This is a genomic window from Clostridium sp. OF09-36 (assembly GCF_003481985.1).
GTDB lineage: Bacteria > Bacillota > Clostridia > Lachnospirales > Lachnospiraceae > Brotaphodocola.
Map to the genome: position 1 here is coordinate 244,241 of NZ_QUMD01000002.1, position 23,400 is coordinate 267,640.

Annotated in this window: 19 protein-coding genes and 3 pseudogenes; 1 reads left to right on the forward strand and 21 read right to left on the reverse strand. The window is 47.7% G+C overall.

The annotated features are described in order from the left end of the window. Positions 1-333: 333 nt before the first annotated feature. From DXA97_RS02920 to DXA97_RS03005, 19 genes and pseudogenes are all read right to left on the reverse strand, one after another. Positions 334-2,160, reverse strand: coding sequence for an ABC-ATPase domain-containing protein (locus DXA97_RS02920; RefSeq protein ID WP_118718514.1), 1,827 nt, complete (start codon positions 2,158-2,160; stop codon positions 334-336). 169 nt (positions 2,161-2,329) lie between these two features. Next, positions 2,330-3,702: pseudogene (locus tag DXA97_RS02925) on the reverse strand (FAD-dependent protein). Between the two features lie 180 nt (positions 3,703-3,882). Continuing rightward, the gene (locus DXA97_RS02930) at positions 3,883-4,335 is read right to left on the reverse strand and encodes an NUDIX hydrolase (protein WP_118533268.1); all 453 of its coding nucleotides are present in this window, start codon (positions 4,333-4,335) and stop codon (positions 3,883-3,885) included. Positions 4,336-4,450: 115 nt separating this feature from the next. Next, positions 4,451-6,735: pseudogene (locus tag DXA97_RS02935) on the reverse strand (molybdopterin cofactor-binding domain-containing protein). 3 nt (positions 6,736-6,738) lie between these two features. After that, positions 6,739-7,197, reverse strand: a complete 459-nt coding sequence (locus DXA97_RS02940) for a 2Fe-2S iron-sulfur cluster-binding protein (RefSeq protein WP_118543831.1) — start codon at positions 7,195-7,197, stop codon at positions 6,739-6,741. 1 nt (position 7,198) lies between these two features. Next, positions 7,199-7,975, reverse strand: a complete 777-nt coding sequence (locus tag DXA97_RS02945; protein ID WP_118718515.1) for an FAD binding domain-containing protein — start codon at positions 7,973-7,975, stop codon at positions 7,199-7,201. A gap of 59 nt (positions 7,976-8,034) precedes the next feature. Then, positions 8,035-9,486: a penicillin-binding transpeptidase domain-containing protein gene (locus tag DXA97_RS02950; RefSeq protein ID WP_243107537.1), complete on the reverse strand. Its 1,452-nt coding sequence runs from the start codon at positions 9,484-9,486 to the stop codon at positions 8,035-8,037. After that, positions 9,473-9,625: an FtsW/RodA/SpoVE family cell cycle protein gene (locus tag DXA97_RS21840; protein WP_347561430.1), complete on the reverse strand. Its 153-nt coding sequence runs from the start codon at positions 9,623-9,625 to the stop codon at positions 9,473-9,475. Before DXA97_RS21840 ends, DXA97_RS02950 begins: the two co-directional genes overlap by 14 nt. Before the next feature lie 11 nt (positions 9,626-9,636). Beyond that, positions 9,637-10,797 (reverse strand): FtsW/RodA/SpoVE family cell cycle protein, encoded by a 1,161-nt coding sequence (locus tag DXA97_RS02955; protein WP_347561431.1) that lies wholly within the window; start codon positions 10,795-10,797, stop codon positions 9,637-9,639. 6 nt (positions 10,798-10,803) lie between these two features. Next, the gene (locus tag DXA97_RS02960; protein WP_347561432.1) at positions 10,804-13,224 is read right to left on the reverse strand and encodes a DUF3656 domain-containing protein; all 2,421 of its coding nucleotides are present in this window, start codon (positions 13,222-13,224) and stop codon (positions 10,804-10,806) included. Positions 13,225-13,413: 189 nt separating this feature from the next. Further along, the gene (locus DXA97_RS02965) at positions 13,414-14,655 is read right to left on the reverse strand and encodes a hypothetical protein (RefSeq protein WP_182436780.1); all 1,242 of its coding nucleotides are present in this window, start codon (positions 14,653-14,655) and stop codon (positions 13,414-13,416) included. 176 nt (positions 14,656-14,831) lie between these two features. Then, a complete protein-coding gene (gene zapA / locus DXA97_RS02970) occupies positions 14,832-15,545 on the reverse strand; it encodes a cell division protein ZapA (RefSeq protein ID WP_118718518.1) in 714 nt (237 codons plus the stop codon). 116 nt (positions 15,546-15,661) lie between these two features. Then, the gene (gene ruvB / locus DXA97_RS02975; RefSeq protein WP_118718519.1) at positions 15,662-16,669 is read right to left on the reverse strand and encodes a Holliday junction branch migration DNA helicase RuvB; all 1,008 of its coding nucleotides are present in this window, start codon (positions 16,667-16,669) and stop codon (positions 15,662-15,664) included. Positions 16,670-16,773: 104 nt separating this feature from the next. Continuing rightward, positions 16,774-17,396 (reverse strand): annotated as a pseudogene (gene ruvA, locus DXA97_RS02980) (Holliday junction branch migration protein RuvA). 279 nt (positions 17,397-17,675) lie between these two features. Further along, positions 17,676-18,137: an SseB family protein gene (locus DXA97_RS02985; RefSeq protein ID WP_118718520.1), complete on the reverse strand. Its 462-nt coding sequence runs from the start codon at positions 18,135-18,137 to the stop codon at positions 17,676-17,678. Positions 18,138-18,247: 110 nt separating this feature from the next. Continuing rightward, on the reverse strand, positions 18,248-18,631 hold the full coding sequence (locus DXA97_RS02990) for a VOC family protein (protein WP_118718521.1): 384 nt from the start codon (positions 18,629-18,631) through the stop codon (positions 18,248-18,250). Positions 18,632-18,652: 21 nt separating this feature from the next. Next, positions 18,653-19,063, reverse strand: a complete 411-nt coding sequence (locus DXA97_RS02995; RefSeq protein ID WP_118718522.1) for a peptide deformylase — start codon at positions 19,061-19,063, stop codon at positions 18,653-18,655. 83 nt (positions 19,064-19,146) lie between these two features. Further along, the gene (locus DXA97_RS03000; RefSeq protein ID WP_118718523.1) at positions 19,147-20,640 is read right to left on the reverse strand and encodes a hypothetical protein; all 1,494 of its coding nucleotides are present in this window, start codon (positions 20,638-20,640) and stop codon (positions 19,147-19,149) included. Between the two features lie 220 nt (positions 20,641-20,860). Next, positions 20,861-21,100 (reverse strand): tyrosine-type recombinase/integrase, encoded by a 240-nt coding sequence (locus DXA97_RS03005; RefSeq protein WP_207666839.1) that lies wholly within the window; start codon positions 21,098-21,100, stop codon positions 20,861-20,863. A gap of 37 nt (positions 21,101-21,137) precedes the next feature. On the opposite strand from DXA97_RS03005, the gene DXA97_RS03010 reads away from it, so the two are divergent. Then, a complete protein-coding gene (locus DXA97_RS03010; protein WP_118718524.1) occupies positions 21,138-21,833 on the forward strand; it encodes a restriction endonuclease subunit S in 696 nt (231 codons plus the stop codon). On the opposite strand, the gene DXA97_RS03015 is transcribed toward DXA97_RS03010, so the two are convergent. Together DXA97_RS03015 and xerA are read right to left on the reverse strand one after the other, a co-directional pair. After that, a complete protein-coding gene (locus tag DXA97_RS03015; RefSeq protein WP_118718525.1) occupies positions 21,812-22,369 on the reverse strand; it encodes a restriction endonuclease subunit S in 558 nt (185 codons plus the stop codon). The two genes, DXA97_RS03010 and DXA97_RS03015, sit on opposite strands and share 22 nt — an antisense overlap. A 12-nt stretch (positions 22,370-22,381) precedes the next feature. Further along, positions 22,382-23,368, reverse strand: coding sequence for a site-specific tyrosine recombinase/integron integrase (xerA, locus tag DXA97_RS03020; protein WP_118718526.1), 987 nt, complete (start codon positions 23,366-23,368; stop codon positions 22,382-22,384). Between the last annotated feature and the right edge of the window lie 32 nt (positions 23,369-23,400).

Here is a 23,400-nt window from a genome sequence, read left to right on the forward strand (position 1 = left end):
AGCCATCATCATCCAATGTTTTTATTTTTTCCTTCTTCCACTGATCCTATTCTGCTGTAACATCGTTTCTGCTGTTTGCAAGCTCTGATTCTGCTGTTACCGGTTCCTCAAGCGTCTCTTTTGTCGCTTTTCTTCCGGAAAGTACTGTTTTGTCGTGTGATCCCTGTCTTGTCGTACGTTTTGTCGCGTATTTTTTCTTGTATTTTCCCTTGGATTTTCCTATGAAATTCTCTTGGTAGTTTCTCTTCTATCTCGTTTTTAATCTTATCTCTTATGTTGTTCCACATGGTAAATCAGAAGACGCTTCTCTGACGTCTTTTCGTCATGCAATGTTTATCCCCGGTATCGGTTTAGTGCTGCAAACACCTCCTGGATTCTCGGCCTTGCAAGTCCACCCGGCACATAGGATCCGGTTAAATGGTTCCAGCCCTTTGCCGCATACTGTGTTTCCAGTTCTTTCGCAATCTGGCACAATGTCCTCTTTCCGTCTGCAAGCTGCTCCAGCGCATAGCGGGTCAGATAGGCAAGCGCCGCGGTCTGCTCTGAGTCCGCAAGCTGTTCTACATAGCGCAGGTCTACGGTTTCGCGGTCGAGCGAGAACGAATCTTTGCCGAATATTTTCACCTTGCTGCGTTCCTGTGTACGACCTGCACCGTGTCCACGTTTTCCGCCGCGTTCCTGTGCTACATCCACGCTGCGTCCACTTTTTTCGCTGTGTCCCTGCATATAGCCTGAGCCTGCCTCACCTTCTCCCATGCCCTTCGCATCGCTCATTGTCCGCACTGCACCGGAAGTTTCTTTCCCATACGCCACCGTAAACTCTGGCAATACAAAACCAGGCGTCTCCGTTCTCGGTGCCTTATGCTCCTTGCAGAGTGCCTTCACCCGGTTTGTAATATCCACCGGGCGGTAGCAGTCCATCTGAATGATCTGGTCTGCAATATAGAAAAAGGCTCCGGAACTTCCTGCTACCAGAATGGTTGAGATCCCGGCCTTTTCATATAAGTCCCGTGCCCGCTCCAGAAACGGGGTGATCGGTTCTTTTTCCCGGCTGATGACCTGCTGCATAAAGTCATCGCGCACCATAAAGTTGGTCGCAGAGGTATCTTCGTCGATGAGGAAAAGTCTGGTCCCGGCTTCGATTCCTTCCACAACCCCCGCCGCCTGGGAAGTGCTTCCGCTGGCATCGGTGGTGGAAAAGCTTCTGGTGTCCTTGCGGTTTGGCAGATCGTTGATAAATAATGAAATATCCGTATTTTTGATGGAGCGTCCTTCCTCTGCACGCAGCTTTACTGCCGTGTCATCCGCCAGGACAAACTCCCGTCCATCTCCCGCGATGTGGTTGTAAACGCCCATCTGCAAAGCAGAAAGCAGAGTTGATTTTCCATGGTAGCCGCCTCCCACGATGAGGGTAATGCCCTCCGGCACCACCATCCCGCGGATTTCGCCGTGATGCGGCAGCACAAAAGAAGCTTCCATGCTCTTTGGGGAAAGGAACGGCACACTTTCCTTCATAGGCTGGTCGGAAACACCGCTTTTGCGTGGTAAGATAGCTCCGTTTGCCACGAATGCAGCCAGCTTTCGCTCCCGCAGCTGTCTGCGCAGTTCCTCCTGGTCTTCTGCTATCCATACGGCCTCCTGCACTGCCCGGCGGTCCAGATTCTTTGCAACAAAGCTCTTTTCCACTGCCTTTGGCAGAAACTCAAACAGGATCTTTTCCAGCCCGCCCGCATCGATGGTACGTCCAAATGCCGGAAATCCCACATGAAAGCGCACCGTAATGGTGTCACGGCTGATTTCACAGGCACTGCGCTCTAAAACCTCCTGACCGCAGCGGCTGATAGAAATCAGACCGCTCTTGCCAGAGCCCTTTGTCTGGAAGCTGAAGCGCTCTGTCTGGGCATAAAACAGCCTCGTCAGATGATCCTGCAAAGCAACACGCTTGCACACCCGGTCCCGCAGGTTTTCCGCAAAGCCAGATACCTTCCACGGGATTTCCACATGAACCGAAGAAGGGGACGCAAAAGGATCTCCCTGGACATGGTCGATCACCAGAATATAGCTTCCAAACTGATATGCCCCGGCCAGTGCTTTGTATGCCGGATAGCTTTTCCGGTCAATGCCCCGCAGCATCGTGCGAAGTTCATTGGATGATTTCATACTATTCTCCTCATATACGCGATTACCGGACGTCTGGCTGCAGAATTCTCTGCTTTGCACAAACGTCCGGCAACCATTTTTCTGATCAGAAGTGCAGCAAAATTCCTACCTGTAAACAGTAACATTTTCCCAATATTACAACCAGGGAAAACCGCACTTCATCGATCTTTTATAAACTTTCTGCAATCTTTCTTGCTACGTAAACGCCGCTTGCCGATGCATGGGACAGAGAGTGGGTCACACCGCTTCCGTCACCGATGATGTAAAGGCCTTTGTGGCGGCTCTCCAGATTCTCATCGACATCTACTTCCATGTTGTAGAATTTGACCTCGACACCGTAAAGTAAAGTATCGTCATTTGCGGTACCAGGTGCAATCTTATCCAGTGCATAGATCATCTCGATGATGCCGTCTAAGATACGCTTCGGCAGTACCAGCTTAAATCGCCCGGAGTTGCAGATAAGGTCGGCATAAACATATTCTCCTCGATACGCTTCTGGGTGCTTCGTCTTCCGCGCACCAAATCACCGAAACGCTGTACGATAACGCCGCCGCCCAGCATGTTGGACAGACGCGCAATGCTCTCGCCGTAGCCGTTGCTGTCCTTGAACGGCTCAGAGAAATGCTTGGATACCAGCAGCGCAAAGTTGGTGCACTCGGTCTGCTTTGCCGGGTCCTCGTAGCTGTGTCCGTTTACGGTTACGATACCGTTGGTATTCTCATTTACGACAATGCCTCTCGGGTTCATGCAGAAGGTACGCACGTTATCCTCGAATTTCTCGGTGCGGTACACGATCTTGCTCTCGTAAAGCTCATCGGTCAGATGAGAGAACAGAACAGCCGGAAGCTCTACGCGCACACCCAGGTCAACACGGTTGGACTTGGTCGGAATATCCAGTTCCTTACAGATCTTCTCCATCCATTTGCTTCCGCTTCTTCCTACGGAAACAATACATTTCCCACAGTCGTAAGACTCTTCTCCGACCCATACGCGGTAAGTGCCGTCTTCCAGGCTTTCAATGTGGCTGACCGGGGACTCGAAATAGAAATCCACCTGGTCCTTTAACTCATCATAAAGCTGGCCCAGAACAACCAGGTTGATATCGGTACCCAGATGACGCACAGATGCATCCAGCAGTTTCAGACGGTTCTGGATACATACCTTCTTTAATCCGGTTCCTGCGGTAGAATACATCTTGGTACCCTCTCCGCCGTGAGCCATGTTGATCTCGTCGACATACTCCATCAGCTCCGTTGCTACTTTTTTGCCGATGTACTCGTACAGCGTACCACCGAAATCGTTGGTGATATTGTATTTTCCATCAGAGAATGCGCCAGCTCCGCCAAATCCGCTCATAATGGAGCAGGATTTGCACTTGATGCAGGCCTTGATCTTATCTCCATCGATCGGGCAGTGACGCTTCTTCAAAGAATAACCGGAATCGAACACTGCGATCTTCTTGCCGCTGCACTTTTTGGTAAGTTCATAAGCGGAATAGATACCGCCCGGACCTGCTCCTACAATGATGACATCATACTTCATATTTCTTTCAAAACTCCTTCTTATACTTCTCTGTTTTCTTTGCTATGCGTCACGTATGCAGAGGTAAAACCTGCTTTGCGGATCTTATCTGCTGCGCGGCAATCCTCAAATGTAGTCATACCGCATTCGTAGCGCACAAAAACAGAGAATCCATTGGATTCCCTGTTTTTATAACCAGTCTTAAAAATACTTCTTGCTGCCCCAGAGGTTCGCCTTTTTTAAATCCCGGTACTCGTTGTAGGCTTTTTCCAGGATCTGCTTCTCGTTGGAGAATTTCAGAAGATGGTACGCCTCATAAAACTTGTAATACCCGGAATCCACAAAATGCTCTTCCCGTTGTGGTTTACTGTAATAGCTGTCTGCCATCATCAGATACCAGTGTACGTCTTTCTCCACCATATCCTGCGGCGTGTTAAAGGAATAAGAGCTCTTTCCGATATACTTGATAATGGAAGCGCTGACACCGGTTTCTTCTTTGACCTCGCGAAGAGCGGTCTCCTTGTATTCCTCTCCTGCTTCTACAGTTCCCTTTGGAAGGACCCAGCCCTCATACTTGTTCTTGTAATTCTTATAGAGAACCAGGATCTTGCCGCGAAATATAACCACACCTCCACAGCTCGTTGCTTCTATCATTGCAATTCCTCCTGTTGCACCGTGTTACAAACACGGTGTTGGTGTGTCGCATAGACTGGCTTTAGTATACCTCTATTTCGGACAACTTGCAAGTTTCTTATTGCGTTACTTTATTTTATTTATGAAGCTCCCGGAAAATCTTCTCAGGTGTGACCGGAAGCTCACGGATCTGCACGCCGGTCGCATTGGCTACCGCGCCTGCGATCGCCGGGGATGGCGTGTTGATAACAACCTCACCGATGGATTTGACACCAAACGGTCCGGTCGGCTCGTAGCTGCTCTCAAACTCCACGCGGATATTGCCGACATCGACACGGCTCGGAAGCTTGTACTGCATAAAGGAATTCTCATAAACCTGTCCTTTTTCGGAGCGGGTCACATCCTCAAACATCGCCATACCAATGCCCTGTCCCAGACCACCTTCGGTCTGGACGCGGACCAGTGCCGGGTTGATCGGGGTTCCACAGTCTACGACTGCCACATAGTTGACCAGCTCAAAGTCACAGGTTTCCTTGTCCATCTCGATTTCCGCGATACCAACCATAAACGGAGGCGGAGATACCGGTGAAGAATGGCTTTCGGTCACCTCGAGTGCCTTTCCATTGTTCGCCATGGCACGGTTTCCGATATCTTTTAAGCTGATCGCAGCGGAGCCGTCCTTTGCCATCACCCGTTCGCCGTCAAATTCTACTTCCTCTGGCGTTTTTTCCAGATACTCTGCTCCCTTTTCGGTAATCAGACGGATCATGGACTTCGATGCCTTCACAGCTGCCATACCAGTGAGGTACGCGGTACTGGACGCATAAGAGCCGGAATCGTACGGAGAAACATCCGTATCAACACCATGGGATACGATATTGTCAAGATCACACCCCAGCACATCTGCCGCAATCTGGGCCAGTGTTGTATCGCAGCCGGTACCCATGTCGGAAGCACCCAGCATCAGGGTGTAGAAGCCGTCGTCATTTAACTTCAGGGTAATGGAACCCACGTCACAGTTCGAAATCGCAGAACCCTGCATGGACATCGCCACGCCTACGGAACGCACCTTTCCATTGCCCATATCGCGGCACGGGTATTTTTCATCCCAGTGGATCAGTTCCTTGGCTCTTGCCAAACAGCGGTCCAGCGCACAGCTGTTTGCTGTTTCGCCGTAATAGGCCGGCATGAAGTCACCCTCATGTACCATATTTTTCTCACGAGGACCGTCGGGTCCATATGCAATTCCCGCGCAAGCTCATTGACTGCAGATTCCAGTGCAAAAATGCCCTGCGTCGCACCATAACCACGGTATGCACCTGCAGACATGGTATTGGTGTAAACCACATCATAAGCGAATCGATATGCTTTGGTTGTGGAGTACAGCGGGATCGATTTGTGTCCGGACAGACCAACCGTGGTCGGCCCATGCTCGCCAAATGCTCCGGTATTCGACAGGGTATAAATGTCAATTGCCTGGAAAATTCCATTTTCATCGGCTCCGAGCCTTACATGGACCTCCATCTCGTGGCGCGGGGAGGATGCGATCTGGGACTCATAACGAGTGTAGATCAGCTTCGCCGGTTTTCCGGTCTTCCACGTAACCAGTGCCGGATACACCTCGGTCACAACCGTCTGCTTTGCACCGAAGCCGCCGCCAATTCTTGGCTTTAAGACACGCACCTTTGATTTTGGGATATCCAGCGCATGTGCCACGATCCGGCGCACATGGAACGGAATCTGTGTCGAAGAAGTAACATTTAAACGGCCATATGCATCCATGGTCGTAAAAGTACGGAACGTCTCCATCATCGCCTGCTGGTTTGCTTTGACATGATACGTATGGTCAATGACATGTGCACAGCCTGCTAAGATAGCATCGACATCCCCGTTGCTATCCTCGTCGGAAGCACAAAGATTCCGTTTGTTATCTGCACCGACCGGGCACAGACTTTTCCAGCTGTCCTCCGGATGTACCAGGATCTTATTGTCCTTGGCTGTGTGAAAATCCAGAACCGGCTCCAACACCTGATATTTTACCTTAATCAGACACAGTGCCTTATCAACCGCTTCTTCCGTCTCACCTGCCACAATCGCAACTGCATCTCCAACGAAACGGACTCTCTGGTCCAGGATCAGGCGGTCATACGGACTTGGCTCCGGAAAAGTCTGACCCGCCATGGTAAAACGCTTCTGGGAACAGTCTTTATAAGTCAGGATCGTCTCGATTCCCTCTACCTTCAAGGCTCTGGAAAGATCGATCTCTTCGATCCATGCATGCGCATGAGGGCTGCGCAGCAGTTTCACGATCAGGCAATCCTTGGGAGCAATATCATCGGTGTAAAGAGGTTTTCCGGAAAGAAGTGCTTTTGAATCTTTTTTCACCACTGAAGTTCCTACATATTTTTTCTTTGGTTCCATGGTCTACGCCTCCTTTTTCCGGTTTAAGTACTTTTCCAGTGCACGCAGCTGACTGGCATATCCGGTACAGCGGCATAAATTTCCAGCCAGATACTCCCTTACTTCATCCGTCGTCGGGTTTACCAGTTCCCGCTCCATGGCCAGCACATTCATGATCAGACCCGGGCTGCAGAAACCGCACTGGTCAGCACCTTCTCTCGCGAGAAAGCCTGCAAATTCTTCGGATTCCTTCTGAAGCCCTTCCAGCGTGGTGATTTCGTGTCCGTCCGCTCTTGCCGCAAGGACCGAACAAGAAAGCACTGGCTTTTTGTCCAGCCATACCGTGCAGAGACCGCAGTTCGATGTCTCACATCCGCGCTTTACGCTGTAACAGCCCTTTTCGCGGACCAGGTCTAAAAGCAGGGTATCTGCCTTGATCTCTGCCTCAGTCTTTTTTCCGTTTAATATCAGTGTGATCTTCATCTTATGCCTCCTCTCCATTTAATGCTTCCATCAGCCGTCTCACATAGATTTCTGCCAGAGACTTCCGGTAATCTGCGCTGCCCCGCAGATTACTGCCAAAAGAAAACTGGCTGACTGCTTCCTTCGCCTGCTCCGAAAGTTCACAGCCGGTCTGGACCGGCCGTACCACAAGCGCTGCTTTGGAAGGTCTTGCACCCACAGAAAGGTACCACATATCGTCTTTTTTTGCTGCCGCAACCGCGATCAGTGGGAAATCGGTCTTGGAACGGCGCTGGCTGACATAAGCGGCTTTTCTGCCGTCCTTTTTGATGATGATACGAACCAGGATATCCCGCTCATATTTCATCTTTGCAAATTCTTCCAGGGAAACGGTTCCACCCTTGTATAACTCCACATACGTATCCAGAACCATCATGCAGGTTAAAATATCCGAAAAACCGAAACGGCCAAAAATACTGCCGCCCACAGTAGCGCCGTTGCGGAACTGGGTTCCCACGATCCAACGGGTACATTCCCTAAAAACTCCGCCAAAATACTGGTTTAACCTCTCATGAAGTTCCAGATCCCGCAGACTGCACATACAGCCGATCCGGAATTCTTCTTCCGTCTCCTCGATCTGACCGAGTCCGAGACCACTTAGGTCGATCACCGTATTCCGGTTTCCATTTCCCATTTTGAGCCACATCATGCCGCCGACCAGAACATTGCTTTTTTTCTGGTTCAGCGCGTATGCCTGTTCAAGGCTTTCTGCTTTCACATACTCCTTTGCATGAAACATGCGCCTTCCTCCTTCGTCACTCCTAAAGATTGTTTGTGTAAACGGTATATCACTCTATTTTATCTTGAAAAATAGGTATCAAAAATTGTTCTGGCGATCGGTGCTGCCACATGGCCGCCCGAGCCCGCCTCTTCCACCAGGACCGTTACCACCAGCTTCGGATCCTCCGCCGGGGCAAATCCGGTAAACCATGCGTGGGTTTCTTTTCCTGTTTCAAATTCCGCAGATCCGGTTTTCCCGGCTACGGAATACGCATCCGTGCGGACACCCGAACCGGTTCCATCTGTCACTACACTGCGCATAAACATCGCCAGGGTATCCGCTTCCGCAGAGGTCATGAAATTTCCATAGGAAGAAGGCAGGAATTTCTTTCCCTCTTCTCCTGCTGCGGATTCCACATGGTCGATCAGATATGGTTTCATCAGCACACCGCCATTGGCAATGGCTGCCGTGATCATGGCATTGTGAAGCGGCGTCATCTGGGTGTTGCCCTGGCCGATGGCGGTCTGCAGCCGCTCCCAGTCCGAAGCACCGGTTCCCATCGCAAAAGAACTCTTGCTGTAAGCCAGGGACAAGGGAAGGTCCCGGTTAAACAAAAGCTCATCCGTTGTGCGCTTCATGTGCTCCAGATCCATGGTAAGCCCAAGGCTGGCAAACGCACCGTTGCAGGAATTGGCAAATGCCTGCAAAAGGGACTGGTGCCCATGGGCGGTTCCATGGTAACAGGAGATCTTGTAGGCTCCATATTCATAACTTCCGTCACAATCGAAAGTAAAGCCTTCCCAGGTATCCGGATGCTCCCGGATGTATTCCAGAAGCGTAACGATCTTAAACGTCGATCCCGGCGGATAAAGCCCCTGGGATGCACGGTTTAACAGCTGCGCCTCGGTATTATCCCCGGAGATCAGGCTCTCCCACTGACTGCTCAGCTGGTTCGGATCAAACCCGGGCTTCGAGACCATGGCAAGGATCTTTCCGGTGTCCGGCTCCATTACCACAACAGCGCCCTTCCGGTCTCCAAGCGCATCAGCAGCCGCCTGCTGCAGCTGCACATCCAGCGTGGTCACCACCTGATCGCCCAGATTTTTTACATCCGAAAGCTCATTGACTGCCTGCTCCACCAGATTCATGTGGGAGCTTAGCAGATAAAAGTTTGCCAGCGATTCCAGACCGGTTTTTCCCTGGTCAGAATAACCGACCACATGGGCAAATAAACTGCCATACGGATATTCCCGCACCTCGGTTCCATCCTCCGCGACATTGGTTTTCGCTAAGACGGTTCTGTCGCTGCTTAAGATCTCTCCGCGGATGATCCGGTCCGAAAAACTGTCCAGACGGGCATTGTAAGAATTGTTGATGACCGTCTCACTCTGCACCTGCAGAAAATAGCCGAAATAGCCCATCAGACAGACAAACAGCCCCACCATCACATAAGTAATAAACAGGATGTTACGGTCTGTCCGCTTTTCCTTCAGACGTTTTCCTGTTTTCTTCTTTTCAGTCGATTTCATCGTAGTCCTCCTCATCATTCCGCTTCAGAATGTAAAGGCCCTGAATCACCCCGAAAATGATAAAGGTGCTCAAGATAGAACTTCCGCCATAGCTGACAAACGGAAGGGTCACTCCGGTTGACGGGATGAACTTGGTCACACCTCCAACCGTCAGAAAAATCTGGACTGCATATACCATGCAAGCCCGAACGCGATCAGCTGAAAGAACAGCGCCTGCATCTGCGCTGCCAGAAGCACAAACTGCAAAAAGCAGCCAAGGCAGACAAACAGCACACAGAGGGCAAAAATTCCGCCCAGCTCTTCCGAGATTGCCGCAAAGACGAAGTCCTTTTCCACGACCGGGATCTTATACGGCATACCCTGGTAAAGTCCCATGCCAAACCAGCCACCCGTACCGATGGCAAACAGCGACTGCGTGATCTGGTAGCCGCGGTTATCGATGTCTGCCCACGGATTTTTCCAGGCCGCTACACGCGTCCGCACATGGGCAAACAGCTGGTACGCAACCACTGATGCCCCGCCCCCGCTGATGAGTCCGGAAAAAAGGTAAAGCCAGCTGCCCGTTGCCACAAACAGCATGGTCAGATACGTCAGAAAGAAGATCAGCGCACTTCCAAGGTCCTTGGAGAGCACCAGCACCAGCACATAGGCAGCCGCCATGGCGGTTGTCTCTGCGATGGTCCGAAACTCCGTATCTCGGTAAAACATGCATGCCACAAAAAATACGAACAGGATCTTAACAAACTCCGACGGCTGAAATGCAATGCCCGCGATGTTCACAGAAAGCTGCGCTCCAAAGCTGTTGTTTCCGATCACCCACACCACGATCAACAGTGCCAATCCCGCAAAGCCGTACACCCACGGGATTTCTGCCAGCTGCCAGACCCGCTCCAAAATAAATGGAATGATCCAGGTCACCAGTGCGGAAATAGCAACGATCACAAACTGACGGATCGCCTTGTCAAAATCCAGACGGGTCAGAATGATGAATCCGACACACAGCAGCATACACATGTTATTGACTAAAAGTCTTGACCTCTTTGGATAAAAAATCTTGTAAAGCCCCATGTAAACGGCCAGAAAGATCACCTGGGCCAGATAAAACAGGAGCACCCGCTCATCCTCCGATTTTAAAAACAATACCGCATATGCGACAAAATGCATCAGAAACATCGTGATATTCTGCCGGATGCAGACACTTCCCTGCCGGTCCGGGTCATGAAACCGGAAATAACTGAAATTCCAATAAGTGTATGCGGCGATCAGAAGGATCATCAGGTATTTGGATACTTCAATTACAATATTGATCATAAACGGTTATTCTACGCCTCTCTTAAAATGCCCCCGTGTAAAGTCTTTCAGCGGGTCCTTGGTATCTTCTCCGTGCAGGAAATGATCCGCGAATGCATCCAGGATTTCTTTCATCTGCTCCGGTGACTCCATGGTAAACGCCAGACGCAGCGCCCCCGGCTGCAGACGGCTGACCAGCTTTTCCTGACCGAGCAGCGAAAGCGGGCTCGGATTGTAGATGGTGTTGTAGCAGAACCGGCAGAAATTCTTTACCGGAAGCTCTTTTCCAGTGCGGTCCTTCATCTTTAAAAGCTCCGGCTTTTTCGTGCAGCCCTTCGTTGTGCGCACAATGCACTGGGCCGATACCATAGCCGGAAGGTAACCGTACACAAACAGCTCCATCTGCTCACATCCCAGTGTCTCCAGTTCCCTGCTGTTTAACTCCAGCGGAAGGGTCATGCGGGAAATGCCAAGCTGCTCCATCTGCTCTCTGGCCAGATGGTTCATCACATAAAGGTTTGCATCGGAAACCAGGGGGATTTCATCTACTCCCTGTTCCTTTAAGAAGAAGATCTCATCCAGGGATTTTACCACCAGTTCATCAAAGCCTGCTGCCTTTAACGCAGCCATATGCTTCTTAAAATAGGTTTCCGCTTCCGTGCGGAAAATATGAGGCAGCATCAGACTGCACTGTTTTCCCTGCTCATGGCATTCCTTCACAGCCGTTTCCCAGGTCTCCGGTCCGAAGCTGCAGGAATCCAGATAGATGCGGCTGACATCCGGATGGGCAATGGCCGTGCTTAACAGACACGGCTCCTCAAGGGAAATGTGGAGACCGGTTCTGTCCGTGGCTGCTTCCTGGGCTTTTTCCTGGGCTGCTTCCACGATCCGGAGTGTTTCTGAATCCTGAATGTTTTCTGATACCACGGCAGTTTCTGCGGTTCTTCCTTTTTCTGTTTTGCCGCATGTCTCTGTTTTATCACAAGTTTCTGCGGTTCTGTCTGCACCAGACTCCTGCTCTGCCACTCTGGAAAAAGGTGCCAGCAGTTTCTCTTCCATCTGCTCTAAGGCTTCCCGGCGCAGTTCATTCAATGCCTGTACCGGTACAAAACAGTTTCCAGAGATTTCCGCAGTCAGATTTTCAAAATAGAACGGTGTATTTCCCGTCTTGTTCAACTGCTTTAACAGTTTTTCCTCGCCCATTGGCTGGTTCTGCGCCGTCAGAACCTCTGCTCCCGTAACTTCCACATACGGATTCTGGTCAGCAGCTTCTTCCAAAAGCAGCTCCGGCGCTGCACACCAGAGTGCAAACTTCAACGGCTCACCTTCCTTTACCGTCACATGACCGGAAAGTGGCTCCTGCTTCTTTTTATTCACATAATCGCGGTCCAAACGGTCAAACAATGCCTGGTTTCCTTCACGAAACGCCGGTTTTTCTTTTAATGCGACCATCTCCCGGCCATTGTGATGGAGGTAGTAACCATCCGTAAAGCCACCACGGTCAAACAGATCCAGCAGCATTTTCCGGTCAGCCGGATCTACCTTATAGCCGTCCCGGCCATGTTCCAGATAATAATCCACATATTTGCGGTAAATGCTCACGACACCGGCCGTGTAACGCGGACTCTTCATTCTGCCCTCGATTTTTAAGGAATAGACGCCGGACTCAATCACATCCGGGAGAATGTCGAGGGTGCAAAGATCCTTTAAACTCAAAACATAGCGATTATCTCCTGACTTTTTGTCATTTTTCTTCCTGTTATCCCATGTTTTCGCTGTCTTTTTTCCCTCGGCCATCTGGTGGATCGCACCTTTCAGAGGTGTCCCACCTACCGTCAGCACATCGTATGGAAGTCTGCACGGCTGTGCACATCTGCCACGGTTTCCGCTCCGTCCACCAATGAGACTGCTAAGCAGACACTGTCCGGAATAGCAGTAGCACAATGCACCATGGACGAAGCTCTCGATTTCTACATCCACATAATCGCGGATCTGCGCGATTTCCTGCAAAGAAAGCTCACGCGCTGTTACCACACGGGTCGCACCAAGCTCCTTTAAGATTTTTGCGCTACGCCATCCTGTCACCGTCATCTGTGTGCTTGCGTGGATCGGAAGATCCGGGAAATGCTCGCGGATAAATTTCCACACACCCAGATCCTGAACGATCACCGCATCCAGTCCCCGCTCATAGTACGGTTTTAAAAAATCATAAAGCTGGTCCAGCTCCTCTTCCTTAACCAGCGTATTGACTGTCATATAAAGACGGCAGCCATGCAGATGTGCGTAATCGATTGCTTTCAGGAACTGATCCTCTTCTGGATTATCTGCATAGGCGCGGGCACCAAACCGGCTGCCACCCATATAAATAGCATCCGCTCCCGCATGGACCGCTGCCATCATACTTTCCATTGACCCGGCCGGAGCCAGGATTTCTACACGTGAATTCAAAACTTCCTCCTATTAACAATTCCAGGGCAAAATCCAATCAGCGGATGCACCTCCGGTGCTTTCCTAATATGCAATGCAAAGAAAGGGAGTCCCGATCTGATTCGAAACGTCCCTCCTTTCTTGCCCCTGTATATCTGATATCATTACCGTTCACGCGTTGCGCAAAAAGGAACTCTAATATTGTATCCTTTAACGGATAAAATGACGGTTTGGATGTGTTGCTGCCGCCAAAGCCGCCCTAAATGCCGCCTGCTTTGCCAGGTCGTCTGCCTCTTTTTGTTCTTCCGGTGTTTTTACTGCCTTCGGAAGAACGGAAGCTACCTGCTCTCTGGCCGCTGCAGATGTTACAGTCTCTGTTGCCTGCTCTGGCTTTTTCTCTGCAGTTGGTTGTACTGTTGGCACTCCCTGCTCTGCAGTTGAAGCAGCCTGTTCTACCGGCTGAACTGCTGATGCTGACTGTTTCAAGGTTTCCAGTTCCAGTCTTACACTCTCGCCATCTCTTTGTGCTACTTCAAGTTTGATCCGCATCTGCTCTGTTTCTGCTTTCGCCTCAGCGAGCGCTGCTTTTAATTCTGCCTCGGTATGCTCTGCTGCTTCCCGGGTCTGTCTCAGTTCACGGGCTGTTTCCTCTGCAGTCGTGCGAATGCTTTCAAGCTCGCCGGCTGCTTTCTGCTTCTCCTCGCGTGCCTCATCAAGCTCCATAACTGCCATTTCCGTTTCGTCATGTGCCTGGGAAAGCTCTTGTTTTGCGGTCTCTGCCTCGCTCTTGGCCTGGGCAAGCTCCTGTCTCGCAGTCTCTGCCTCGGTTCTGGCCTGGGCAAGCTCCTGTCTTGCGGTCTCTGCCTCGGTCCTGAGCTGGGACAATTTCTCTTTTGCAGCCTCTGCTTCACTTCTAAACTGAGTCAGTCCCTGCTTTGTACTCTCTGCTTCACTTCTGCTCTGGGCAAGTTCCTGCTTCGCACTCTCTGCTTCATTTCTGCTTTGAGCAAGTTCCTGCTTCGCACTCTCTGCTTCACTTCTGCTCTGAGCAAGTTCCTGCTTCGCACTTTCTGCTTCATTTCTGCTCTGAGTAAGTTCCTGCTTCGTACTTTCTGCCTCAGTTTTGATTTTGGACAGTTCCTGTTTCACAGATTCGTTTTCTGCCTTTGTCTGGGCAAGCTCCTGTCTCGCAGTCTCTGCCTCACTTCTGGCCTGATTAAGCTCCTGCTTTGCAGTCTCTGCCTCGCTTCTAGCCTGATTAAGCTCCTGCTTTGTAGTCTCCGCCTCAGTTCTAAGCTGGGACAATTCCTGAATCGAAGAAGCATTCTTCAAGTGAGCCTGCTGCAACTCATTTTCTGCTGCACTTTGCTCAGACTGCAGCTTCGCAAGTTCCTCGCGTACTGCCTCCAGCTCCTGTTTCAACTGATCCGACTCTGCAGATTTTCCTTCCAAATCTTTTTTCAGTTGTTCTGTTTCCTCAGTCTTTTCTTTCAGATTCTGCTTTAATGCTTCTGCATCTGCTTTCGCACTCTCGGCCGCATTTCTTGCCGCTTCTGCCTCCGCCTTTGCGTTTTCAGCCTCGCTTCTTGCCGCCTCTGCTTCCGCCTTTACGTTTTCAGCCTCACTTTTTACGGTTTCTGCTTCTTCCTGCGTAGCTCTATTGCATTTCTTGCAGTTTCAGCTTCTGCCTTTGCATTTTCCAGTTCCATTCTGGCATGCTCCAGACTTGCTTCTACCGTCTTTGTTTCCGCTTTTGCAGCTTCTGTCTCACTTCTCGCTAACGCAGTTTTCTCACGTGCCGCTTCCGCTTCCGCAACCGCAGCTTCCTGCGCTGATACAGCGGCTGCTTTTTCCTGACGGACTGCCTCAGTCTCTGCTTTTGCCGCAGCAAGCTCCTGTCTTGCTGCCTCGCAGCGGTTCTTCAAAGCCTCGATTTCCTGCCCGGCTGTCTCCAGCTTTTCCTTCGCAGTTTCCAGTTCCTCCCTGTCTTTTAACGGGGCAGCCTTCGCCACCTCCAGCTCACGGGACTGCGCATCCAGCTTCATCTGTGTGGTGATCAGCTCATGCTTTAAGCTGTAAGCATCCTTCTCCAGCTCTTCCTTCTGCTGCTCCAGACCGTCTGCACGCATCTGCTCTTTAAAATAATCATCAGAAAGGTTCAGCTGAATGGTCAGATTCTGGTATTCCGGGCTTTGTCTGGAAAAACCATCCAGTTTCCGCACTGCTCCGATCTTTTCATTTAAATACGCTGCAACCTGTCTTAAATACGCTTCATCTTCCTCGCCGCCCAGCGTAAAAACGGTTCCATCTATAAACACTTCCGTGTAATTTTTCTTTTCCATGAAATTTCCTTATAAAATAAATCAATTAATTTAAAATACTGTATACATGTTTCTATCAATTCGCACTCATTTTAACATATTCCATCCGTCTCAACAAGAGTGTTTTGTTACTATAACTACTTTTCACTTTCTTTATAAGGAATGTCCAGATGCTGGTAAGCCAGTTGGGTTGCCACACGGCCGCGCGGGGTCCGGTTTAAAAAGCCATTCATAAGAAGGTATGGCTCATAAACATCCTCCAGCGTGCCTGCATCCTCGCCGAGAGCTGCCGCCAAAGTTTCCAGTCCTACCGGACCTCCTCCAAATTTCTCGATCATCATGAGAAGAATGCTCCGGTCGTTATTATCCAGACCAACCTTGTCCACATCCAGAATGTCCAGTGCAAAATCCGCCACCTGTTTGGTGATGACTCCGTCATATTTTACCTGTGCGAAATCGCGGACCCGCTTTAACAGGCGGTTTGCCAGACGCGGCGTTCCGCGTGAACGTCTTGCGATTTCCGCAGCACCCTCCGGATCAATTCCGACACCAAGCACTGCTGCCGAGCGCTCTACGATTACCTGCAGCTCTGCCGGTGTATAAAACTCCAGCTTCTGTACCACACCAAAACGGTCACGCAGCGGCGCTGTCAGAAGTCCCGCTCTTGTCGTTGCCCCCACAAGGGTAAAATGCGGCAGATCCAGCCGGATAGAGCGGGCAGAAGATTCCTTTCCCAGCATAATATCGATTGCAAAATCCTCCATAGCCGGGTAAAGCACCTCCTCTACCTGACGGTTAAGACGGTGGATTTCGTCTACAAACAATACATCTCCCTCCTGGAGATTGTTTAAAATGGCCGCCATCTCTCCCGGCTTTTCAATGGCCGGACCGGAAGTCACCTTCATATGAACGCCCATCTCGTTGGCAATAATGCCAGAAAGCGTTGTTTTTCCCAGTCCTGGCGGTCCGTAAAACAGCACATGGTCCAGCGATTCCCCACGCGCCTTTGCCGCGTCGATGTAGACCTTTAAATTATTTTTGATTTTTTCCTGCCCTATGTATTCGTCTAACAGCTGAGGACGGAGATTTGGCTCTATTACCTTATCCTCTTCCGTCACCTCAGTGGTAATGATCCGTCGTTCCATTTCCTGCTCCAATACTGATTTTCTAATCGATTTGCACCTGCATGCCTGCCCGCTTTTGGTGAACCAGACTGGCAATGAATAACTGGGGATTCCCGCTTATTATCTTAAAATGCCAGAAATTTCAGCGATGCCTTCAGCACAGCTTCCGCATTCATGCCTTCCTTGATTTCTACCTGCCGCACAGCTTTGGTTGCTTCTGTCGGTGAGTAACCAAGAGCAACCAGTGCTCAATCGCCTCTTTTCCTGCTCCATCCACACCAGAAGCCGCTGCAGCAACATTTGCCTCGGCCTGTCCACCCGCAAACTGCAGCGGGAGCACATCATCCATGCTAATCTTGTCCTTTAAATCCAAAATCACACGCTTTGCTGTCTTCGGGCCAATGCCCGGTGCTTTTGCGATTGCCTTGGCATCCTCCGCTATGATCGCCATGCGAAGATCGTCCGGGGTGAGGGAAGAAAGAATTCCAAGCGCTGCCTTCGGGCCGATGCCATTTACACCGAGAAGCTGGTTAAACATCTTTAAATCCTGACGGCTTAGAAAGCCGTAAAGCGTCATGGAGTCTTCTTTCACCTGAAAGGAGGTATAGACCTTCATCTGCTCCCCCACATGAGGAAGCCGATCCAGCACAGACAGCGGAACGTGAATGTTCCACCCAATGCCTCCCGACTCAATTACCACCGTATCTTCCCAGTATTCTTCTAATGTTCCTTTGATATATGAAAACAAATGACTGACCTGACCTTTCCTAATATCCTTTTATCATGTTTTTTATTCTAGCATATCAGACTGCCTGACGCAAGGCAAATATCGAACAGACATTCTATTTTATCTTTATGGCAAGCACTTTCAGGAGCTGCCGAAGTTCGTAACTGTTCAGTACCTTCACAGTCACGAGCAAAAATCCATGAAAAATTGCCTGCGGCAATGGGATTTTTGCCTGCCATCCTATGTTTTCTTACGGTCAGCGCAGTAAATGCGCAGACCTACTGAACAGTTACCAAATTTCTATGAATCCCCCAACACGATCTGAATCAGGTTTTTGTTTAACATCATCGTGCGGTTCCACGGGTTAATAATGACTCCTTCGATTTCGTTCACCGTCAGTGCTGTCCGGAAAATCTGCTCCAGATCAGCCAGAAACGTGGACTTCACCTGATCCGCACCACGCAATTCCTCTTCAAAGCTGGTAAATGCCACCCACCATGCTTTTCCATCTGCAGTCTGCACTGCCTGAATCTGCATCGGAGCTGCCGGATTTGGCAGTAACTGCGACATGCCACTCTGATCCTGCGGCATGTCCACCGCCAGAATAACCTGTCCCCGCTCCCGCATCCGCCGGCGGAGCACAGTCAACGCGTGAGCCAGTAGTTCTTCGCTCGGTTCCTGCTGCAATGCAGCAATCGCTTCCTCAATTTTTTCATTTCCGATCAGGCCTTCATCCTTTTTCGTGTTCTCTGTTGTATTCATCCTATTGTCCCGCTCTTTCTTATCCTGTTACTGTTAAACAGCAACGGATTTTGCCAATCCTCCGCATTTCAAATCGGCAAAATCTGCTGCAATAACTGTATTTAACGATTTTACACCGTAATCTCAATCTGGTTCTGCTCAATGGCAACGATACAGCTTTCGTAGTAGCCGTCTCCCGTTGTTCTCGGTCCACTGATCACTTCGTAGCCAGCATCCTGCAATTTGGCTGTAATTTGCTCCACATTTTCCTTGCTGCCAACACTGAACGCAATATGTGCGTAGCCTGTCCGGTCTAGATTTTTCGGTAAATCTGACATTTTCGGTTTATTCATAATTTCCAGTCTCGCCCCATCATCAAAAGAAAGAAAATAAGACCGGAATCCTGTCCGCATATTATAATACCCGTCATTTGATTTTGCACCCAGGTATTTCACAAAAAAATCCCGCGTCTTTTCCAGATCATTCACATACAGTGCGATATGTTCTATTTTCATAGACGTAATTCCTCCACCCATTTAGATAATGATTCCCGCCAGATGATCACATTCATGCTGAATGATCTGGGCTGTCCAGCCGCTGAATTTCTGATGCTGCTTTTTGAAATTCATATCTTCGTATTCAACTTCAATCTCCTCATAACGGGTCGTTTTCCTAACCCCGGACAGGGAAAGACAGCCCTCTTCCGTCTCAAATGCACCGGATTTTTTCACAACGACAGGGTTAAACATCGCAACATTCATAAATCCCATATTCACCGCAATGATATTTTTCTGCACCCCGATCATATTCGCTGCCATGCCAACACACTCTGCCTCGTGGGCCTTCAAGGTATCTAAAAGATCGAGTGCGACCTGGCGGTCCGCAGAAGTTGCCGGAAGTGATTTCTGTTTTAAGAATGCGATGTCTCGCATGATTGGTCTTACCATGATTTTGTCTCCATTCTATAGATTCATTTTTTGCGTGAACGATATAACATTGGCCTTTGTAATTGCAGAGTTGTGCGGCCAAATCACATAATTGGAACGACTTCTGCCTTCTGCCAACGATACTCATTCGGGATATCTCCGATTTTCCACCCGGAAGATGTCGTTTCCACATAGTAATACTTTTTCCCATTCCGTTCATAATAGCTTCCCGGAATATCCGTGCCTGCAATACCAAGCGCCATATGGTCGGGCATGATAAGGATAACAACATCGTATCCCCGTTCTTTCAGAAGTCCTGCAAGCAGGAATGTTTTGTCTTCACAATCCCCGCACTGATCAACCAAGGTCTCATACGGATATTTGTACCATTCTTCCTGCCCTACCGATTCCTCATCGGTCTTGTATGGAATCGCCTGTACAAATGCAACCGTTTCCTGCACCTTTGCCCATTCGCTGCTCATGTTTTCTTTTTCACACAGCTCATCGATCGTCTCATTCGTGCGTTTTAACATGCTGACCGTGTATTCATCAGAAATATAATTTTTACAATCATTGGAATATTGGCGTGGTAACCCGCGATAATACATATAGACACCCATATTTAATTCCATGGTCATTCCATTTTTCCATGATCCAGAAGGAGATTCCCATTCGTATTGTATTTTTACGTTTTCTTCAGAAACACGATTTGCCAGTTGCTGCATGTCCGGCTGACGGTCATCGAATAATGATTTTGCTGGCATGGTATTCCTATCTGCAATTTGCTGCGGTATTGCGTTATCCATTCTTGCCGTTGTATTGGTATCACCCGCTGCAGACTGATAGGTATTACTCTTCCCGGTATTCGAAATTTTCAAGATAAAGACCAGGCATATCACAATTGTTATCTTGAAAAAATTCCATATTTTTCGCCCGCCATGATTGTGACGAACATTTTTCTTTGTTTTTATATTGCTGTTCTTTTTTTGATCAAATGCAGGCTTCGCCCCATTCGGTTTTCCAGAATTATTCGCTGCAATGACATGCTTAATAGTCTGCGGCAATCGATTGTACTCTTCCGCCGTTGCAAGCATGGAGATCGTATCTGCAAAAAACTGTATGTATTTCGAAAATATGGCATATGGAGTTTTATAATACCGGTCCTCATAAGCCAGCTCCGGGATGTTATTCATATGACGGTCGATCATTTGTCCATCGTATGTCCGCTCAAAACGAATCGAATCTACGTTAGACAGGTATGCAATACTATCATGGATCAAAGATTCCCGTGAAGTTTCCATGCGTGCTTTGCCAATGAAAGGATTATCTGTTTTTGTGATACTCGTTCTTTTTTCTTTTAATGACTTAAGCGTCCCAAGCTGTTTATGGATCTCTTCCAAATGGCTTTCGTAAATTCCGACTGCTTCGCCCCTCGTGTTTTGGTCTGTATCCAGCATAACCATATAGATATTGTTTAGGTAATTGTAGGCACTGCCAAGATCCTTCTCCTGTAAATACTTCTGGAAACGCTCAAGATTTACAATAGATTGCAAATACTGCAGTGGCGTCTTGTCCTTTATGTAAAATTCTTTTTCCACCAATCTTCCCCCTGACTATACGTTACAGCAAAACCCGGTTTTATCAGACACGTATCGGAAATGATATCCTTATGCTCATATGCAGCCCATTCACCAGTGTTCTGATCTTTCTTTGTATTTAAGTTGCTTTCGTTTATATTCTATTTATTGTTACTGTTACGTGCAAGCATCATTTTCGCAGTAGCGGATCGTAAAATCGAAGTAACGAGACCTCTACTAATCAAGTCAAATTTGCCAGTGACCGCATCACCAGATCAATATCCTGGTTTTCCAGTTCCTGAATGATATGCAGATATGTTTTCTGTGTCGTTGTCATGCTGGCATGTCCAAGTCTCCGCGCCACACTTCCGATCGACACCCCTGCAAATAACAGAATTGACGCATGGGTATGACGCAATCCATGAACAGAAATCGTGGAAATGCCGAGTTTCTTACAATAGCGCTCCAAAATCCCATTCACGGTTGAATTTTATAGTATAAATGATTATTTAGAAGAGATGGCAAAGACCATCTACGACTATTGGTTTGTTCAATTTGATTTTCCAGATGATAATGGAAATCCATATAAATCATCTGGTGGAAAAATGAGTTTCATTGACGATTTTGGCTTAGCTCCTTCTGATTGGAAATTTGGAAATTTATATGATATTGCTGAATTTATAAATGGCTTGGCATGTCAAAAGTATCGTCCTGATGAAACTGAAAATTCTCTTCCAGTAATTAAAATCAAAGAGATGCATGAAGGTATATCTTCAAATACAGAACGAGTAAAAGCAACTATTCCCCAAAATAATATTGTAAACACCGGAGATATATTATTTTCTTGGTCTGCTTCACTTGAAGTCCAACGTTGGGCAGGCTTCAAAAGTGCCCTAAATCAACATATTTTTAAGGTAATTCCCAAGAAAAATTATACTCAAAGTTATGTTTATCACCAGCTAAGGGCATATATTATAAAATTTGTCCAATTGGCTGAAGCCAGGAAAACTACAATGGGGCATATAACCAGCGATCATTTAAGGCAAAGTGTCATTGTTTTACCACCTGAAAATATAATTCGCAAGTTTTCTAACCAAATTGATAAGATTCATACAGAAATTAGTCGCATCAATAAAGAAAATCAGGAATTATATCAGTTAAGAAATTGGCTTCTGCCAATGTTGATGAATGGTCAGGCAACCATAGAAGATTGATCCGCTAAATAATCATTTATCTCTTTGTTATCAGAAATTTTACGATCAATTTTCTCTAACACATTAACTATTTTGTTCTGTTCTTCTAAAGGAATTAATGGGACTGTATATTCCGGAAAACTTTCAATCGAAATTCTATCTACAGTGCTTCCCTTGACTGTCTGATTCTTAATAAATGAAGTCCATTCTGGTGATTTGAAATAATAATACAACCATTTAACGTTTATTTTGTCGCTAATATTTCTTACTATTGCAAGTCTTCTTCCAAGGCAACCATAAAAATCCTTTGGGATCAGTGCATATCTACCTAAGGTTGCCTCATATGAAAATACAATATCATTTTCTTGCAGAATTACTCTTTTTGTCCATTTCACATAATCATCTTCAGATAAATGGGCATACTGTGACGGATCTAACATTCCATCTTCTGTAATAGCATCTATCCCAAGATAAATAGGCCCATTTTCAGTTTTTTTAGGAGTTGCATGAGGTCCATCATAAACCTTGCAAATACTTTTTATTTCTATTCTTTTCATGTATCAACATTCCTATCCAATGTATTTTCTATGAGCAATCTTCACATTACTCTGCTTAACCATTGCGTATTGCAATGTTGTATCTATTCGTTGATGCCCCAATAATTTTTGCAACTGTTCAATCGGCATTCCCTTATCAATCGCAACTGTTGCCAGTGTTCTTCGAAATTTATGCGGATGAACCTTGTCTATATTCAATCGTTTCCCCATTTCCCGTAATCTCAACTCTATACCACCAATTTTCATACGTTTGTACGGTGCTTTTAAAGATACAAATAGGGCTGATTCATTATCTGTTCTTGCATCAAGATAATTCTGCAAATGTAACTTAGTTCGTGCATCAAAATACACCATTCGTTCTTTATCGCCTTTACCAAATACTATGCACTCTCTTTCATCAAATGAAATATCATCTCTATTTAATAAAACCAGTTCTCCAACTCTCATTCCTGTGGATGCAAGTATATCAATCAATGCCAAATCTCTTGGATTGTCACAATTATCCCTCATTGTCTCCAGTTGCTCATCTGTATACGTTTCCTTTATCACGCTAGCGGACTTAATTCTATGTATTCTACGTACAGGGCTTTTTATAATATAATCCTCATCTTCCAGCCATGCAAAGAAGCTCGAAAATATTCTTCTTATATTATCAATCGTCACCTTACTTGATTCCTTTTCAGCCTGATATTTCGATAGATATGTTCGAAGATCTTCCGTTTCAATTGTGCATACTGTTTTTCCAATACTTTCCATCATTTGATAAATGGTATTTCTGTAATATGTTAAAGTTTTCTCCGAACATCCCTCTATTCTCTTTGCAGATAAAAATATCTCCAAATAATCCTGTGTTTCCTGTTCATTTTCTTCGTCTTTTCTAGTCACAATGGCAACATTATATAAATTTACCTCTAATACATCTTTCAATTTTTTTAATTGTCCATTATTAAGTGACGGAAGCATCGCATTAATAATTTCCGTTATTATTTTTTCTTTCATGTGTTTCTCCTTTATACGTGAGAACCACCATG

What these genes read in the sequence shown, in the direction of transcription:
- zapA (WP_118718518.1), bottom strand. Translation starts at nt 15,545, where the DNA reads ATGGAAAAGAAAAATTACACGGAAGTGTTTATAGATGGAACCGTTTTT.
- DXA97_RS02930 (WP_118533268.1), bottom strand. Translation starts at nt 4,335, where the DNA reads ATGATAGAAGCAACGAGCTGTGGAGGTGTGGTTATATTTCGCGGCAAG.
- DXA97_RS02950 (WP_243107537.1), bottom strand. Translation starts at nt 9,486, where the DNA reads ATGAAATCGACTGAAAAGAAGAAAACAGGAAAACGTCTGAAGGAAAAG.
- DXA97_RS02985 (WP_118718520.1), bottom strand. Translation starts at nt 18,137, where the DNA reads ATGAATACAACAGAGAACACGAAAAAGGATGAAGGCCTGATCGGAAAT.
- DXA97_RS03010 (WP_118718524.1), top strand. Translation starts at nt 21,138, where the DNA reads ATGGCAAAGACCATCTACGACTATTGGTTTGTTCAATTTGATTTTCCA.
- DXA97_RS02945 (WP_118718515.1), bottom strand. Translation starts at nt 7,975, where the DNA reads ATGTTTCATGCAAAGGAGTATGTGAAAGCAGAAAGCCTTGAACAGGCA.
- xerA (WP_118718526.1), bottom strand. Translation starts at nt 23,368, where the DNA reads ATGAAAGAAAAAATAATAACGGAAATTATTAATGCGATGCTTCCGTCA.
- ruvB (WP_118718519.1), bottom strand. Translation starts at nt 16,669, where the DNA reads ATGGAACGACGGATCATTACCACTGAGGTGACGGAAGAGGATAAGGTA.
- DXA97_RS02940 (WP_118543831.1), bottom strand. Translation starts at nt 7,197, where the DNA reads ATGAAGATCACACTGATATTAAACGGAAAAAAGACTGAGGCAGAGATC.
- DXA97_RS02995 (WP_118718522.1), bottom strand. Translation starts at nt 19,063, where the DNA reads ATGGTAAGACCAATCATGCGAGACATCGCATTCTTAAAACAGAAATCA.
- DXA97_RS02920 (WP_118718514.1), bottom strand. Translation starts at nt 2,160, where the DNA reads ATGAAATCATCCAATGAACTTCGCACGATGCTGCGGGGCATTGACCGG.
- DXA97_RS03015 (WP_118718525.1), bottom strand. Translation starts at nt 22,369, where the DNA reads ATGAAAAGAATAGAAATAAAAAGTATTTGCAAGGTTTATGATGGACCT.
- DXA97_RS02955 (WP_347561431.1), bottom strand. Translation starts at nt 10,797, where the DNA reads ATGATCAATATTGTAATTGAAGTATCCAAATACCTGATGATCCTTCTG.
- DXA97_RS02990 (WP_118718521.1), bottom strand. Translation starts at nt 18,631, where the DNA reads ATGAAAATAGAACATATCGCACTGTATGTGAATGATCTGGAAAAGACG.